A 14753-nucleotide genomic window follows, 5' to 3' on the forward strand; every position below is an offset into this window, starting at 1 on the left:
TTTTTTGTTCCCTGATTGTCAATTTATATGAGATTCCCAGGTCAGAACTCCCCCAAATGTTGAGATATGCTGTAAAGTGTCGAGCTTAGCTTGTCTTTGGAAAGCCACCTTGCATCACCATAAAAACTTGCCGCATCATATCCAGCGAACGCCTATGGCACAAGCTGCATACAATGTATGACTTTTTACAGGCAAGAGAGGGTGATTCCAGGTGGAATTTCAGCTTGTCCCGCTGCATTGGGTTTATCTCGCCTTTATCGTCTTCATAATGGCTCTGCTCATCAAAAGGCGGGATACGACTTTAATTTGTGTGGTTGGTATTTTGGCGCTTGGTCTGTTGGCAACAGAAAGCCTCAGCGGATCAGTCAGCGGTATTTTCAACAGCTTTATCTATGCAACAAAAGAGCTGATCGGCACGATCTTTATTATTTCCATCATCGTCGCCATGAGCCGCATCTTGATCAAAACCGGCGTCAATGAGGTTATGGTAGCTCCACTTACGCGGTTCTTAAGGACGCCTGCCCTCGCCTATTGGGGCATCGGTTTGATTATGATGTTTACGTCCTGGTTTTTCTGGCCTTCTCCCGGCGTTGCGCTTATCGGCGCTGTTCTGCTGCCGGTTGCCGTAAGAGTAGGGCTGCCGGCGCTCGGCGCGGCCATGGCCATGAACCTGTTCGGGCACGGGATTGCGCTCTCCGGAGATTATATCATTCAAGGCGCTCCGAAGCTGACTGCTGATGCAGCCGGGCTGCCGGTCTCGGAAGTAATGGAGGCTAGCATTCCCCTTGTAATCGTCATGGGTCTCGTCACAACGGTGGCGGCATTCTGGATGATGCGGCGGGATATGAAGAAGGGAACGTGGAGAGACGGCCTTGTATCAGGGACAATCAGCGGGCACACGGCGAACCAGAGCGAAGGGCGCATCAACCTGCCTCACAAACAAAAGCAGCTGCTCGCCGTGCTGATTCCCGTGCTTTTTGCCATCGACGTGGCGGCCATGTTCATTCTGAATCTGCAGGGCGGGGACGCCACGGCGCTCGTAGGCGGCACTGCCGTATTGATCCTGATCGGGGTCACGATGCTGGCTCACCGGAACCGGGGTCTGGAGGAAACCACCTCTTATTTGATCGAAGGTTTCCAATTCGGCTTCAAGGTGTTCGGTCCAGTCATTCCGATAGCGGCATTCTTCTATCTGGGAGACGCCGCTTTCACGGAAATGTTCGGCAATGTGCTGCCGGAGGGCTCTCACGGCATCGTAAATGACCTCGGCGTCGCGCTGGCCAACCATGTGCCGCTTAATCAGGCAATCGGTGCCGTAACGCTTACCGTGACCGGCGCGATTACGGGTCTGGACGGCTCCGGCTTCTCCGGACTATCACTGGCTGGTTCGATCGCCCAATTATTCGCATCCGCAATCGGAACCGGAGCGGCCACGTTGACGGCTCTCGGTCAGGTTGCCGCAATCTGGGTCGGCGGCGGAACCCTTATCCCCTGGGCGCTTATTCCGGCAGCCGCCATCTGCGGAGTTGATCCCTTCGAGCTGGCCCGCCGGAATTTGAAGCCTGTGCTGCTTGGCCTTGCCGTGACGACGCTCGTTGCGATGTTTATCATTTGAGGTTGGCGCTTGTTATGAACGGCGGGCAGTTATAAAACGCAATAAACCCGATAAAGAAGCATATGCTGCCCCTTTATCGGGTTTATTCGTCTTTGGCAAAGCTAAAGCTTATGTCCGCTCTTTGCTGCGGCCGCGTAAGCCTACCAAACCGAGAAGTCCAAGCAAACCAAGCCAGCCCCAGTCCATATCATTGTTGTCATCAGCTGCATTGGCTCTTATGTTGTTGGCTGTAGTTGTCCCATACGTATTCATTCTAGGGTTTGTGCCAACACCTGCGGTATTGCTGGTTCTGTCGACCATTCCATTGTCCGTCCCCAGGTTTGTACCGGGATACGTTGTGCTGTTGTTGATGTTGGAGCGGTTCATGTCATGAGCAGCAAAAGCTGGCACCAGCAGCATAACAGAAAGAACCGCACATACGAACAGGCTTGCGATCATCTTTTTCAAGAGAAGACCTCCATTTGGGATACATGATTGTGTTCCCTCTTGTTTTCTCCTCTTGGCGATGCTTTTATGCAAAAATTTAATCCAAACTTATCCGCTCCGTTGGATTAGCTATAGAAATCCCGTGCATTATGAAGCAATATGGAAGCTGCCTCACCGACAGGTAAATCTTTCAGGGAGGCAATTGCCTTAGCCACGTCCCGTACCATGGCCGGCTTGGTGATTTGTCCGGCGAAAGGACCTTCGAACGGCCAGGGACCGTCCGTTTCCGTCATCATCAGTTCAATGGGATAAGCGCTCACCATCTGCCGGATTTCTTCTTCATAAAGCACATCCGGTGTTACCGACAAAAAGTAACCGGCTGCACGCATCCGCTCCAAAGTGGCTTCGGAGCCTTTGAACCAATGGAAATGCGCACGCCGGACGCCGTGCTTCTCCAGAATATCGCAAGCTTTGTCTGCATCCTCGTAGACCGCGTGGAGAACGACCGGACGGTCCAGTTCGGCAGCCAGAGCAGCAAATTGATCAAGCGCCAACAGATAAGGACTCTCATCAAAGTCCACACCCGCTTCACGGGCTTCCATACGCGAATAATAAGGCAGACCAACCTCACCAATTGCAAAAACCTCATCTGCCTGATGGCGCTCCCTGATCCATTGTACAAGCTCCTGCAGCTGGCCCTCGCCAGGAAGATGCTGCTCGGGATGAAAGCCATAAGCCGGAATCACTCTTCCCGGATGCCTTGCGGCAATCTCCCGGTTTATTTTGCAGGAATTCAGATGCATGGATACGGCAACGACTGCAGCAATTCCGTTGTGAAAAGCCCCATTCAGCAGGCTCTCCCGTTCCTCCGGCGCATATAAATCCACATGCAAATGCGCATCGATATATGAGCCTTCGTTCAAGCCGGTATTCCCTTTCAATGCATAGCCTCCTCCTTGCGCTTGCTCTCAAACGTTCCATCCGGCTTGAGAAGCTCATAAATTTCCAGTTTCATGGTATTGAATACCGGTTCATTCCAAAGCTGCTCCCCGCTGCGCGGGCGCGGGAAAGGAACCGCAATTTCCCGGAGAACGACAGCCGGAGAAGCCGACAGCACAATGATGCGGTCCGAGAGCAGGAGCGCCTCTTCAATACTGTGAGTGACAAACAGGACAGACCGGCGGTGTTCCTCCCACAGGGACAGCAGCCAGGTTTGCATATGCAGTCTGGTCAGCGCATCCAGAGCACCGAAAGGCTCATCCAGACACATCAGGGGCTGAGGGGAAAGCAAAGCACGCAGGAAAGAAACGCGCTGCTGCATGCCTCCGGAGAGGACATGAGGATAAGAGTCAGCCAATCCGCTTAGACCGACGCGTTCCAGCCATTCCTTTGCCAGGGTCCGTCCTTCTCTGCGGGGGATGCCCGCTATGGATAAAGCAAGCTCAATATTGCCCGTTACGGTCAGCCAAGGCAGTAATGCAGCCTGCTGCGGCATATAAGCGATTCTGCCCCGCTCGCCGAGACTGATTCGGCCGTCAATCCGGATCTCACCTGAAGAAGGCCGCTCAAGTCCGCCAATAATTTGGAAGAGAGTCGTTTTCCCGCTGCCGGATGGTCCAATTAACGAGACGAATTCACCTTCCTTCACATGAAAGGTCACATCGGACAATACAAGCTTGGAAGAGTTTCCTTCATTAAAACGCTTGGATACAGCCTTCAGCTCAAGCGCATTCTGTGTCATTAGGTAATGTCACGCTCCTTTCTCGGGTTTGCGCCTGCCTCCGCGCACCAGTATTTGCTCAGCCAAACTGATAATTCCAAACAGAATGAGACTCAGAACGACAATGATCGCGATAGCGGAAAATACATTAGCCGTTTGCCAGCCCCGTTGGGACACCAGCATAAAGTTGCCCAATCCCTCGCTTCCGCCAATCGATTCGGCGTAGATTGCACTGATCACGCTGTAGGAAGCGGCGATTTTCAGGCCCGAAAACAGATAGGATACGGCGTTGGGAAGCTCTAGGCGCCAGAACAGCTGGCTCTTGGACGCACCGATCATCTTCATATAGTCGACCAGCTTGGGATCGCTTTGCGTAAGTCCCGTAAGCATGGCTACAACAACTGGAAAGAAACAGACGAGCATAATCAGTATGAGCCTCGGGAGTATGCCAAAGCCAAACCAGACCACCAGCAGCGATCCCAGTGCGATAACGGGCACATTCTGGGTTAGGACCAGCAGCGGGTAGAAACCGGCTTTGGCTCCCGGTATAAGATGCAGCAAAGCGGCGAGCAAGAAGCCCGCCGCCGTTCCTGCCGTAAAGCCGAGCAGAGTCACGCCCAGCGTTGACAGCGTATGATGAAACAGACGCGGCGCCTCCGTGACGGTGTTGGACGCAATCGCAAGCGGAGACGGGAGAATGTAGGGCTCGATATCAAAAACAGCCACCGCCGCCTGCCACAACACAATAAAAACAGCCAATACAATTACAGGAGGCCCATATTTGCGAAGCTTACTGACCATCTGGATATTTCTCCAGCAGCCTGCCCATGGACGCGCCGCTTTCGGGATTATAGTACACTTTGATTTGTGAGATTACGGATGGGCATCCCATCACGGTCATCGCATCATTCATCTCCTGGACGATAGACAGCAGATGATTCAATTCCCCTTCCATCGTCGTTTCAAGCGGCGCCACGCGGTAAGGCACGCCGGATGCTTTAATAATCTCGATGGCACGGTCCACATACGGGATGACGCTTTCCCCTCCAGGTGTATGCGGCAGTATTTGAATGCTTAATAAGGCGTTCGCCATGTCGTTTCCTTCCCCTTTCGCTATTTTGAGTTCCCTCCGGCCTTATCGGCTATTCAGGCAAAAATTCGTTTGTGAAGGCTTTATCCGCCTCTAGTTTTTTATCCAGCAGCTTATGCTCAAACATCCAGTCGGCATAATTCGTCCATACTTCCGGATTTTGCTCTCCCCAGCGGGATGCATCATCCTGATAGCGCGGGCTGAGCCATTTCTGGCTGGCCCGGACCAGATCGGCGTTCAGATCCGGCTCCGCCTTGATCAGGATTTCCGCCGCATCCTCTGGATGATCGATCGCAAAGATATATCCTTCGGATGCTCCGGCCACGAATGCTTTTACAATGTCGCTGCGCTCGGCAATCATCTTCTCATTCGTTTCCAGCACAGGCGTATAATAGTCCAGCTTGTCGCTGTAATCGGTCAAGTAAATCATGTTGATTTTATCCCCGCGAAGCTCGGCCTCCACACCGGTCCAGGCATAATAGATCCAGGCAAAATCAATGTTTTTCTTCACAGCCGTAAAGAAATCAGCATCGCCAATGTTCACGATTTTCACTTTGCCCGCATCTGCCTTCTGCTCCTGCATCAAGGAATCGATGACGGCCTCCTCGGCCGGAGAGCCCCAGCCGCCATAGGTTTTACCCTCAAAATCGGTCGGCGTCTTGATATTCTTGTCCGCAGGCGAAGCGAAGCCCGAGGTGTTGTGCTGGATGACGGCTGCTATGGAAACCAGCGGCACACCCTGAATCCGCGCTTGTGTAATCCCTTCCTGATAACCTACTCCAAAATCTGCCGCGCCCGTGGCCACCATCGTGTCGGCACCGGCTTCGCCGGGTTGGATGATTTCCACATCAAGTCCGTGGTTTTTGAAAAAACCGTTGTCCCGGGCTACATACAGCCCTGTATGATTCGTATTCGGCGTCCAGTCCAGCACGACCTTCACCTTCGTTAAGGCAGCAGTCTGTCCGACATTCGTGCTGCCGGATTCCTGGCTGGCTCCATCCGCATCCGCACCGCTGCTGTTTGTACCCGCCGCGTTGTCTGCCTGCTCCGTATTATTCTCTTTGGCTCCGCAGCCCGCAAGCGTGAGCAGCAGGACAAGCACCGCTATTCCCCATTTTGCCATTGTGAACCGTTTGTTAACTGCCATGATCTGCGCTGCTCCTCCCCAATATCGTCCAAGATAAGCGACAACATTTTCACATAACCCTGATTTGTCCATAAGAAAAAGCGCCCTCCCGCTGGAAGACGCTTGTAAACGGCTTTGTAAAATCCGCCCCCTGCTTTCACTTAAAACCATGAAAACGGGCTGGCTACAATGCAATTCCTACGCTGGCATTATCCAGATCAGGTCAAAGGGTCGGGATTGTATCGGTATCCCCTCTCAGCCGGCCTACTCCAGCTCCCCATGTCATATTCAGTTATGTCGCACCTCCTATTATAGCAAACAATGCGCAAAATACCACCTGAATGTTAAAAGATAACAGGATGCTTGATCCGTTAAATATACGGGGGCCTGGGGTGATTTTACATTCGTTTGCCTATGAGTCTCATAAAATCCGCAAATAGAGGCCATTCTTGGCCTACTCCATTACAGAGAACTTGGAATAGCATGTATGATCTACGAGGAAAGGGGGAAATCAGCATGGGAACTTTTCTTGATCAACGCAGCTCGATGAACATCAGTGCCTCCGGCGCAACCACGATTACAATCACAGCTACTCCAGCTCTGTTCGGCGTAGTTGGATTGCAAACGCGAGGAGTCGCGAACCCGATTGTCGACCTTTCCGGAACTATCGGATTATCGTCTCTTGGAGGAGTTACGGTCCTTGTTAACGTTGTACGCGGAACCTTGATTACGGATCCAATCATCTACACAGCTATTTTTACTCCAAATGTACTTCCTGGACCGCAAATCCGCAGCTTCAACGCACAAGATCTTCTTGCTCCCGCCGCAGCACAGACAGCATATTCAGCATTCGTCAGCTCTGTCTCCACGACAGTCGTCTCGCGGGTAGGACCAGAAGTATTCTGGGGTCTCGCTTCCAACACCGTCTAAGGACAAGACTTGGAGCTATACGGACTAAGAGCCGTATAGCTTCTTCTCTTATAAGAAGCCATTTGGAGAAAGGATGAAGCAGATTGATTTCCCTCAGTTTATGCATGATCGTACGAAATGAGGAGGAGATGATCGCCCGCTGCCTCGATTCTGTCGCCGATCTCGTCGATGAAATCAATATTATCGATACCGGTTCGACAGACCGCACGAAAGAAATCGTCGCGCGCTATACCGATCGGATTTTCGATTTCAAATGGATAAACGACTTCGCTGCTGCCCGTAATTACTCATTCAAGCAAGCCACGAAGGACTATATATTCTGGCTTGATGCGGACGATTATTTGCTAGACAAAGACCAGAAAGCATTACGCGATTTAAAGAAAGATCTGAATCCAGGCTACGATTCGGTAATGATGGACTATGTCCTTTCACGAGATTATCACGGCAATGCCCAGGCATTCACCCGCCGCAACCGGATCGTGAAGCGCTCCCGCGGCTTCCAGTGGGTCAATCCGGTGCATGAAGTGCTAGTCGTATCAGGCCATGTCCTGCCGTCAGGCATTGAAGTGACGCATGAATCAGACCGGGAACATAAAAGCAAATCGCGCAATCTCTCGATCCTTGAAGAAGTCATAAATCGGGAAGAGAGCGAAATGTCGCCGCGTGTTCATTTCTATTATTCCAACGAGCTGATGGACAACGGTCGACATGATGAAGCGATTGAAAGTTATCTGGCGTTTCTAAAGCGCGATTCGGAGAATTTCGAAGATAACATTGCCGCTTGCGGACATCTGGCTCATTGCTACCATGTGAGAGGTGACCGCAGAGCGGAAATCAGCTGGCTCTTCCAGTCGTTCGAATATGACCTTCCCCGCGCTGACTTCTGCTGCCGTATCGCGCTCTGGTATGAAGAGAGCGACGACTATGAAAAAGCGATATTCTGGTATGAGCTGGCCCTTACCATGGAAATGCCCCAGAATCATTTCGGTCTTATGAATAAAATTTGCTGGACCTGGGCGCCACACGTTCAACTTACGCTTTGTTACGGCAAGCTCGGTCAAATTAAGAAAGCCTATGAGCACAATGAAAAAGCGCTCTCTTATTTAGCAGGCGACGGGAATTTGTTGGCTAATAGACAACGGTTGGAAGTTTCGCTCCGAGAACTGGAGAACGTAGAAATCAAGGCTTTGGAGGACTCGACGACAAGTACAGAGGAGGCAGGTGATTCTGGTGAAAACGAGCATCATAATCCTGACATATAATGGACTCTCTTATACGCAGAAATGCATTGAGAGCATCCGGGCATATACGGCGCCCAATGATTATGAAATCATTATAGTCGATAACGGATCGCATGATGGTACCGTACAATGGCTTCGAGGCCAATCTGACCTTCAGGTCATTTATAACAAAGAAAATCTCGGTTTTCCGAAAGGCTGCAATCAAGGAATGCAGCTGGCTACAGGAGAGAATCTGCTTCTTCTGAACAATGATACGCTGCTTACGCCAAGATGGCTCGACCAGCTTCTGACCTGCCTCCACAGTGATAAGTCTAACGGAGCAGTTGGTCCCATCACCAATTCCGCAGCATACTATTCCGCCATAGAAGTCCCTTATAAAACATTAAATGAAATGGTTACATTTGCTGAACAACATAATCGTATCGACCCTTCAAAATGGGAGGATCGCCTCAAGCTGATTGGTTTTTGCCTACTTATAAAACGGGAAGTTTACGAAGCCGTCGGCGCTTTGGACGAACGATTCACACCGGGTAATTTCGAAGATGACGATTACTGTCTTCGCATCCGTAATGCCGGTTACCGCCTAATGATTTGCACCGATACATTTATCCATCACGAAGGTAGCGCTTCATTCCGTGACGACCCGGAGGCTTATTACACGCTTATGCAGAGAAATAGCCAGAAATTTAATGAAAAATGGGGCTTCAGCCCGGACTACTCTCTGAATATTCGTCATGATATTTTACAGCTCTTCGACGAACCTGCATCTGAGCCGCTGCGGATTTTGGAAATCGGCTGCGCCTGCGGGGCTACTCTCCTTGAACTTAAAAATTGGTATCCGAATGCAGAACTTCATGGAATCGAATTGAACCCGGATGCAGCAAAAATTGCTTCAAGATTTGCCAAGGTCCATTCAGGAAATATAGAAACGATGGCCTTCGAATATCCCGAGCTTTATTTCGACTATGTCATCTGTGCAGATGTGCTTGAACACTTATTGGAACCTTGGAATATTGTCCATAAGGTACTTCCACTTCTGAAAGAAAACGGAAAAATGTTAGCTAGCATTCCGAACGTCGGCCATTATTCAATCATCCGCGATCTAATGAAGGGACACTGGACTTACACGGACAAAGGACTTCTGGATGTGACGCATTTTCGCTTCTTTACCCGCATCGGCATTGAACGCTTATTCGGTAGAACCGGATACAAGTATATGCAATTCCACCGTAATCTCCTTCATGATTCGCAGGAAGACGAAATATGGATGGACACTATGGGGAAAATCGTTGGCAATGAAATGAGAGAAGAATGGAGAACATACCAATTTTTAGTAAAGGCATATAAATCCTTGCCTGTAACCACATCATCGACCGAAGGATACGAGAAGCTTAAAACCATTGTGCGCCGCATCGAGTGGGATATTGAACCTCAAGAAAGCTATGCCAAATTGGTCGAATTGTTTCAAAAGAGATTGGTTACCGACAAGGATTTGGCCCTGATTATTGAGAGAGATCTGATTTCCCCTTCAAAAACAGCTGTTGTTGTTGCTGACATTTTAGCCAAGAACGGATTCTTTTCCTCAAAAGAAGAGCTTCTACGCAAATTGATGAAAGGAATCGGCTAATTATGAGTAGTTCTAATCCTCGAAAAATTGCCATTATCAGCTGTGTTAACAATGAATCCCAATATGCTGAGTGTCTGAAGTTCATTAATGCATTAAAGGTTCCTGCCGGATTCAAAATTGAGCCAATAGCCGTCAGGCAAGTCGTTAGCATGGCGGCTGGCTACAATCAAGCGATGAATAGCACCGATTCTGCATTCAAGGTCTATCTTCACCAAGACGTACTGATTTTGAACCGGAATTTCTTTATCGATCTGATTAAATTATTCCAGGATAACACGGATATCGGGCTTCTTGGCGTTGTCGGCGCAAAAACGGTTCCGTCCAGCGGAGTCTGGTGGGAATCAACTGAAAAGGCAGGAAAAATTTATGACTCCATCAGCGGAAAAGCGCGGCTATGCGATTGGGGTGGAATCAATGGTGCGTTGGTAAAAGTTCAAGCAGTGGATGGACTTCTTATGGCAACGCAATACGATATCCCATGGCGTGAAGATCTGTTCGATGGTTGGCATTTTTACGATACGTCTCAGTGTATGGAATTCCTGTGCGCCGGTTACCAAGTAGCCATTCCACATCAACCACAGCCATGGTGTTGGCATGATTGCAATATTACACCTATCGATAAGTCTTATCATAAGGGCAGGGAAGTTTTTTGCCAGAATTACCTCTCGAATAATCCAATCTGATTAATAAAGATGAGACGGCCCGCGGTTACGATGAACCGCGGCCGCCGCGAAATTTTGCGGTGTGGGCTTTTGCCTCATCCGTGTTGGTCACCCGGTTGCGGCTCCATTCGATAAGGATGCGGTCAATATAGCGGAAATGAAGCTTGCCCGCAAATACTGCTTCCTTCAAGGCGAAAAGAATCAGTTCTTCCGCATACTGATCCTGATCCAGCCAGGCGCTGATCGTCTCGCATTCCATGGGAGACAGCGGACGACCGAATTCCTGCTCGAACACCGAGAACAAATCTGCTGATTTCGCTGCGGCCGAACGCCGCTTTCCGCGGTCCGACTGAATGGCCTGCTTGGCTTCCTCAGCAAGCCATTCGGCACAGCGAATTATAAGTCCGTTCCAATTGTAGCGCTCTGACGGAATACCGCTGATGGGATCCATATCTTCATCAATCATCAGCAGCCCCTCTTTCATCAATCTTCCAAGCTGCTGCCCCACTGCCTTGGAGCTTGTCCCGAGCCGCTCGGCCAGCTGCTCCGGGGTGGGAAAATCAATCTGCTCCAGCTGCCTGAAGCTCATCAATTGTATAAACAGCAGCATATCGCCATCGGAAATGCCGATGGCCTTATAAGAGCGCAATAACGCGGCAGGGACAACAACGCCGCCGCTGTTCATAGCGGCGGCCATTCCCCGGGCGTATGCTTTCCACATTTCATTCTTCAAAGGTCGCCCTCCAGCCCTGCAACCTGTCATTCCGCCTGCTGGAACCGGTCGTCAGCAATATAGTTAAGGATATAATCGGTAAAGGGTGCGCGGGAACGCGATCGTCTCGCGGACATGCTCCAGCCCGCAGATCCAGGCTACCGTCCGCTCCAGACCGAGCCCGAAGCCCGAATGGGGGACCGTCCCATATTTTCTAAGATCCAGGTACCATTGGTAAGCCTCCGTTGACAGCTCATGCTCGGCGAAGCGCTCCGCCAGCAGCTGCGGATCATCAATCCGCTGCGAGCCGCCGATAATTTCCCCATATCCTTCAGGAGCAATCATATCGGCGCATAACACAACCTCCGGCCGGTTCGGATCCGGCTTCATGTAGAAAGCCTTGAAGGATGTCGGATAATGTGTGATGAATACCGGACGATCGAAACTTGCGGCAATAGCCGTCTCATGCGGGGCGCCGAAATCCTCGCCCCAGGGAATCTCGAAGCCTTGATCGTTCAGCATCTTAATGGCCTCGTCATACGTAATGCGCGGGAAAGGCGCCTGTATGGCTTCCAGCTTCGAGACGTCGCGTCCCACCGTTTCAAGCTCCCGGCGACAGTTCGCCAGAACCGACTGCACGACATAAGCAATAAACTGCTCCTGGACGCGCAGATTCTCCTCATGATCGACAAATGCCATCTCCGGCTCAATCATCCAGAACTCGATCAGATGACGGCGCGTTTTGGATTTCTCCGCCCGGAAGGTCGGACCAAAGGAATACACTTTGCCGAGTGCCATAGCCGCCGCTTCCATATATAATTGGCCGCTCTGCGTCAAATAAGCGTCTTCATCAAAATATTTGGTATGAAACAGATTCGTCGTACCCTCGCATGACGACGGCGTCAGCACCGGCGGATCCACCAGAGTGAAGCCGCGCTCATCGAAGAACTGCTGAATGGCCCGGATGATCTGGGCACGGATAACCAGAATCGCCCGCTGCTTGGTGGAGCGCAGCCACAGATGACGGCGGTCCATCAGAAAGTCTACCCCATGCTCCTTCGGGGTAATCGGATAATCCTGCGTGAGCTGGATGATCTCGATTTCCTGCACAGTCAGCTCATAGCCGGACGGACTGCGCGGCTCCGCACGCACTTCTCCCTTTACATACAGCGAGCTCTCCTGCGTCAGCTGCTGGGCTGCTGTCCACACTTCTTCCGGCACCTCGCTTTTGACTACAACGCCCTGCACATATCCTGTGCCGTCGCGAAGCTGCAAAAACTGGATTTTGCCGCTGGAGCGTTTGCCGCCGAGCCAGCAGCCGATCCATGCCGATTCGCCGGTATGCTGCGCCAATTGTCCAATCGTCGTTAATGCTCTCATCTATTTATCCCGTCCTTTGTAGCGGAAGCGGCCTCTTTCAAGCAAGCGGCTTCGCCAATTGATAGGTATCCCGTGCGATCAGAAGCTCCTCATTCGTGGGAACAACGAGTACGCTCACTCGCGAATTCTCTGCCGATATATAGCGGGCTTCCCTGCTCCGCTCTGTATTCCGCCCGTCATCGAGCTCAATCCCCAGGAAAGTCAGATTATCGCACACCGCTTTCCTCACAGCAACCGAGTTCTCTCCGATCCCTGCAGTAAATACAAGGACATCCAATCCGTTCATCCCCGCCGCATAGGCCCCGATATATTTGCGAAGCCTGTAAGTAAACATGTCAAAAGCCAGCTTCGCCTGCTTATCGCCTTCATTCATCGCTTCCGTGATTTCCCGCATGTCGCTGCTGATGCCGCTGATCGCCTGGAGTCCGCTATGCTTGTTGAGCATGGAATTCACTTCGTTCAAGGTCAGCTCTTCCTTATTCATCGTAAACGGCACAATAGCCGGATCCAGATCTCCGCTGCGCGTCCCCATCATCAAGCCTTCAAGCGGCGTCAGCCCCATACTGGTATCATAAGAGCGTCCATTCATAATAGCGGCGCAGCTGGCTCCGTTTCCAATATGGCAGGTGATCATTTTCAAGGATTCCAGAGGCTTGCCAAGCTTCACAGCCGCCTGCTGGCTGACATAGTTATGGGACGTCCCGTGAAATCCGTAACGGCGGATCTTATGGCGGCGGTACAGCACCATAGGGATGGGGTACAGGAAGGTTTCCTGCGGCATTGTCTGATGAAAAGCGGTATCGAAAACGACGACCTGCGCCACTTGCGGCATATTCGTCTCCACCGCTGTAATGCCCATCATGGCTGGCGGATTATGTAAGGGTGCCAGATCAAACAGCCGCCGGATTTCCTGCTTGACCTCCTGCGTAACCAGGGTCGATTGTTTGAAGCTCTCACCGCCATGCACGACCCGGTGGCCTACGGCTTTGATCTCGTCCAGGGAGCGGATCACCCCATGCTCAGGATGAGTCAGCATTTCACTGACCTTCCTTACAGCCGCATTATGATCGAGAATCTCGCTGACGTCCCGCGTCTCCGGCTTGCCGGCCGTTTCATGGGTGACGATCGACGAATCCATTCCGATGCGCTCCACGCTGCCGTGAGCAAGCACCGCTTCATTGACCATATTGTACAATTGATATTTCAGCGAGGAGCTGCCTGCGTTCATAACAAGTATAATCACTGCCTGACCCCATCCTTATCATAGTTGAAAAACCCTGCACCGCTTTTTACACCGAGCTGGCCTCCGCGCACCATTTTCTTGAGTACGATGGAAGGACGGTATTTCAGCTCGCCATATTCGCGAAACATCCGTTCAAGCGCCGCCAGCACGGCATCAAGGCCGAAGCGGTCAGCCATCTCGAAAGGGCCGTTCTGGAAGGCATAGCCGATTCTCATGGCGCTGTCGATATCTTCGGCCGAGGCGACGCCTTCTTCCAGTACATGAAGCGCCTCATTGATAAACAGGCAGATCAGCCTGGTGGTAACGAACCCTGGTGATTCGAATACCATGATGCCCTTCTTTTGAATGACATGCTCAACAAAATCTTTGGTCTGCATGAAGGTTTCATCCGAGGTTTTCAACCCGCGCACGATTTCCACCAGATCCGTCCGGTTGACCGGATAGACAAAATGCATGCCTATGACGCGCTGCTGATATCGGGTCACACTGGCCAGCTCCGTCAAGCTGAGCGTTGACGTATTGCTGGCCAAAATAACCTCAGGTCCGCAGAGCTGATCAAGCCGCTCGAAAATCATTTTCTTGCTCTCCAGATCCTCGGTGATCGTCTCGATGATAAGCTCGCATCCCGCCAGCTCGGCCAGCTCACCGGTAGGATGAATCCGGTTCAGCGCCAGCTTCTTCTCCGCCTGGGTCAGCGCCCATTTCTCAATTTGACGATCAAGATTCTGCTCAATCTGAAGCAGCGCCTGCGACAGTTTCTCTTCCGAATGCTCAGTCAGATAAACTTCAAGGCCATGGAAGGCCAGCATTTCGGCAATGCCTTGACCCATGGTACCGGCGCCTACAACACCTATTTTACGCATAATCAATTATGTCATCCTCCGGCAATGCTTCTTTTTCAGGAGCAATTTGTGAGCGTGCCAATCGGTATCATCTTAATTATAACGTTTTTGCGCAAAAAAAGAAGGCGGACCCTAAGTC

The 14753-nt window shown here is 51.3% G+C and carries 15 protein-coding genes and 1 riboswitch; of the genes, 5 read left to right on the forward strand and 10 right to left on the reverse strand.

Annotated features, from left to right (window positions below; genetic code table 11):
• Positions 1-268: 268 nt before the first annotated feature.
• A complete protein-coding gene (locus AC0YNV_RS09550; RefSeq protein ID WP_475768403.1) occupies positions 269-1615 on the forward strand; it encodes a hypothetical protein in 1347 nt (448 codons plus the stop codon).
• Between the two features lie 108 nt (positions 1616-1723).
• Here AC0YNV_RS09550 and AC0YNV_RS09555 read toward each other — a convergent pair whose 3' ends face one another.
• The 6 genes from AC0YNV_RS09555 to AC0YNV_RS09580 all read right to left on the reverse strand — a co-directional run bounded on the left by AC0YNV_RS09555 (position 1724) and on the right by AC0YNV_RS09580 (position 5998).
• Entirely contained in the window at positions 1724-2053 is a 330-nt protein-coding gene (locus AC0YNV_RS09555) for a WGxxGxxG family protein (RefSeq protein ID WP_475768404.1), read from the reverse strand.
• A gap of 113 nt (positions 2054-2166) precedes the next feature.
• Positions 2167-2982 (reverse strand): TatD family hydrolase, encoded by an 816-nt coding sequence (locus tag AC0YNV_RS09560; protein WP_475767813.1) that lies wholly within the window; start codon positions 2980-2982, stop codon positions 2167-2169.
• The gene (locus tag AC0YNV_RS09565) at positions 2979-3782 is read right to left on the reverse strand and encodes an ABC transporter ATP-binding protein (protein WP_475767815.1); all 804 of its coding nucleotides are present in this window, start codon (positions 3780-3782) and stop codon (positions 2979-2981) included. The genes AC0YNV_RS09560 and AC0YNV_RS09565 overlap by 4 nt, the downstream gene beginning before the upstream one ends.
• A gap of 9 nt (positions 3783-3791) precedes the next feature.
• On the reverse strand, positions 3792-4562 hold the full coding sequence (locus tag AC0YNV_RS09570; protein WP_475767817.1) for an ABC transporter permease: 771 nt from the start codon (positions 4560-4562) through the stop codon (positions 3792-3794).
• Positions 4552-4854 carry a thiamine-binding protein gene (locus tag AC0YNV_RS09575; RefSeq protein WP_210041309.1) on the reverse strand — a complete coding sequence of 101 codons (303 nt, stop codon included), beginning with the start codon at positions 4852-4854 and terminating at the stop codon, positions 4552-4554. Before AC0YNV_RS09575 ends, AC0YNV_RS09570 begins: the two co-directional genes overlap by 11 nt.
• 49 nt (positions 4855-4903) lie before the next feature.
• Positions 4904-5998, reverse strand: a complete 1095-nt coding sequence (locus tag AC0YNV_RS09580; protein WP_475767819.1) for an ABC transporter substrate-binding protein — start codon at positions 5996-5998, stop codon at positions 4904-4906.
• A gap of 157 nt (positions 5999-6155) precedes the next feature.
• Positions 6156-6267: riboswitch (TPP riboswitch) on the reverse strand.
• Positions 6268-6493: 226 nt separating this feature from the next.
• Here AC0YNV_RS09580 and AC0YNV_RS09585 point away from each other — a divergent pair.
• The 4 genes from AC0YNV_RS09585 (at position 6494) to AC0YNV_RS09600 (ending at position 10458) form a co-directional block, all read left to right on the forward strand.
• On the forward strand, positions 6494-6907 hold the full coding sequence (locus AC0YNV_RS09585) for a hypothetical protein (protein WP_475767821.1): 414 nt from the start codon (positions 6494-6496) through the stop codon (positions 6905-6907).
• A gap of 83 nt (positions 6908-6990) precedes the next feature.
• On the forward strand, positions 6991-8169 hold the full coding sequence (locus AC0YNV_RS09590) for a glycosyltransferase (protein WP_475767823.1): 1179 nt from the start codon (positions 6991-6993) through the stop codon (positions 8167-8169).
• Positions 8138-9775: a glycosyltransferase gene (locus AC0YNV_RS09595; RefSeq protein WP_475767825.1), complete on the forward strand. Its 1638-nt coding sequence runs from the start codon at positions 8138-8140 to the stop codon at positions 9773-9775. Before AC0YNV_RS09590 ends, AC0YNV_RS09595 begins: the two co-directional genes overlap by 32 nt.
• A gap of 2 nt (positions 9776-9777) precedes the next feature.
• Positions 9778-10458 (forward strand): glycosyltransferase family protein, encoded by a 681-nt coding sequence (locus AC0YNV_RS09600; RefSeq protein ID WP_475767827.1) that lies wholly within the window; start codon positions 9778-9780, stop codon positions 10456-10458.
• A gap of 25 nt (positions 10459-10483) precedes the next feature.
• On the opposite strand, the gene AC0YNV_RS09605 is transcribed toward AC0YNV_RS09600, so the two are convergent.
• The 4 genes from AC0YNV_RS09605 to AC0YNV_RS09620 all read right to left on the reverse strand — a co-directional run bounded on the left by AC0YNV_RS09605 (position 10484) and on the right by AC0YNV_RS09620 (position 14635).
• Positions 10484-11170, reverse strand: coding sequence for a DnaD domain protein (locus AC0YNV_RS09605; RefSeq protein ID WP_475767829.1), 687 nt, complete (start codon positions 11168-11170; stop codon positions 10484-10486).
• 63 nt (positions 11171-11233) lie between these two features.
• Positions 11234-12529 carry an asparagine--tRNA ligase gene (gene asnS, locus AC0YNV_RS09610; RefSeq protein ID WP_210041329.1) on the reverse strand — a complete coding sequence of 432 codons (1296 nt, stop codon included), beginning with the start codon at positions 12527-12529 and terminating at the stop codon, positions 11234-11236.
• A 37-nt stretch (positions 12530-12566) separates the two neighbouring features.
• Positions 12567-13772, reverse strand: a complete 1206-nt coding sequence (locus AC0YNV_RS09615) for an acetate kinase (protein ID WP_379114587.1) — start codon at positions 13770-13772, stop codon at positions 12567-12569.
• Positions 13769-14635, reverse strand: a complete 867-nt coding sequence (locus AC0YNV_RS09620) for a 3-hydroxyacyl-CoA dehydrogenase family protein (protein WP_475768405.1) — start codon at positions 14633-14635, stop codon at positions 13769-13771. The genes AC0YNV_RS09615 and AC0YNV_RS09620 overlap by 4 nt, the downstream gene beginning before the upstream one ends.
• Between the last annotated feature and the right edge of the window lie 118 nt (positions 14636-14753).

It is taken from the genome of Paenibacillus sp. JT31N11 (assembly GCF_056269285.1).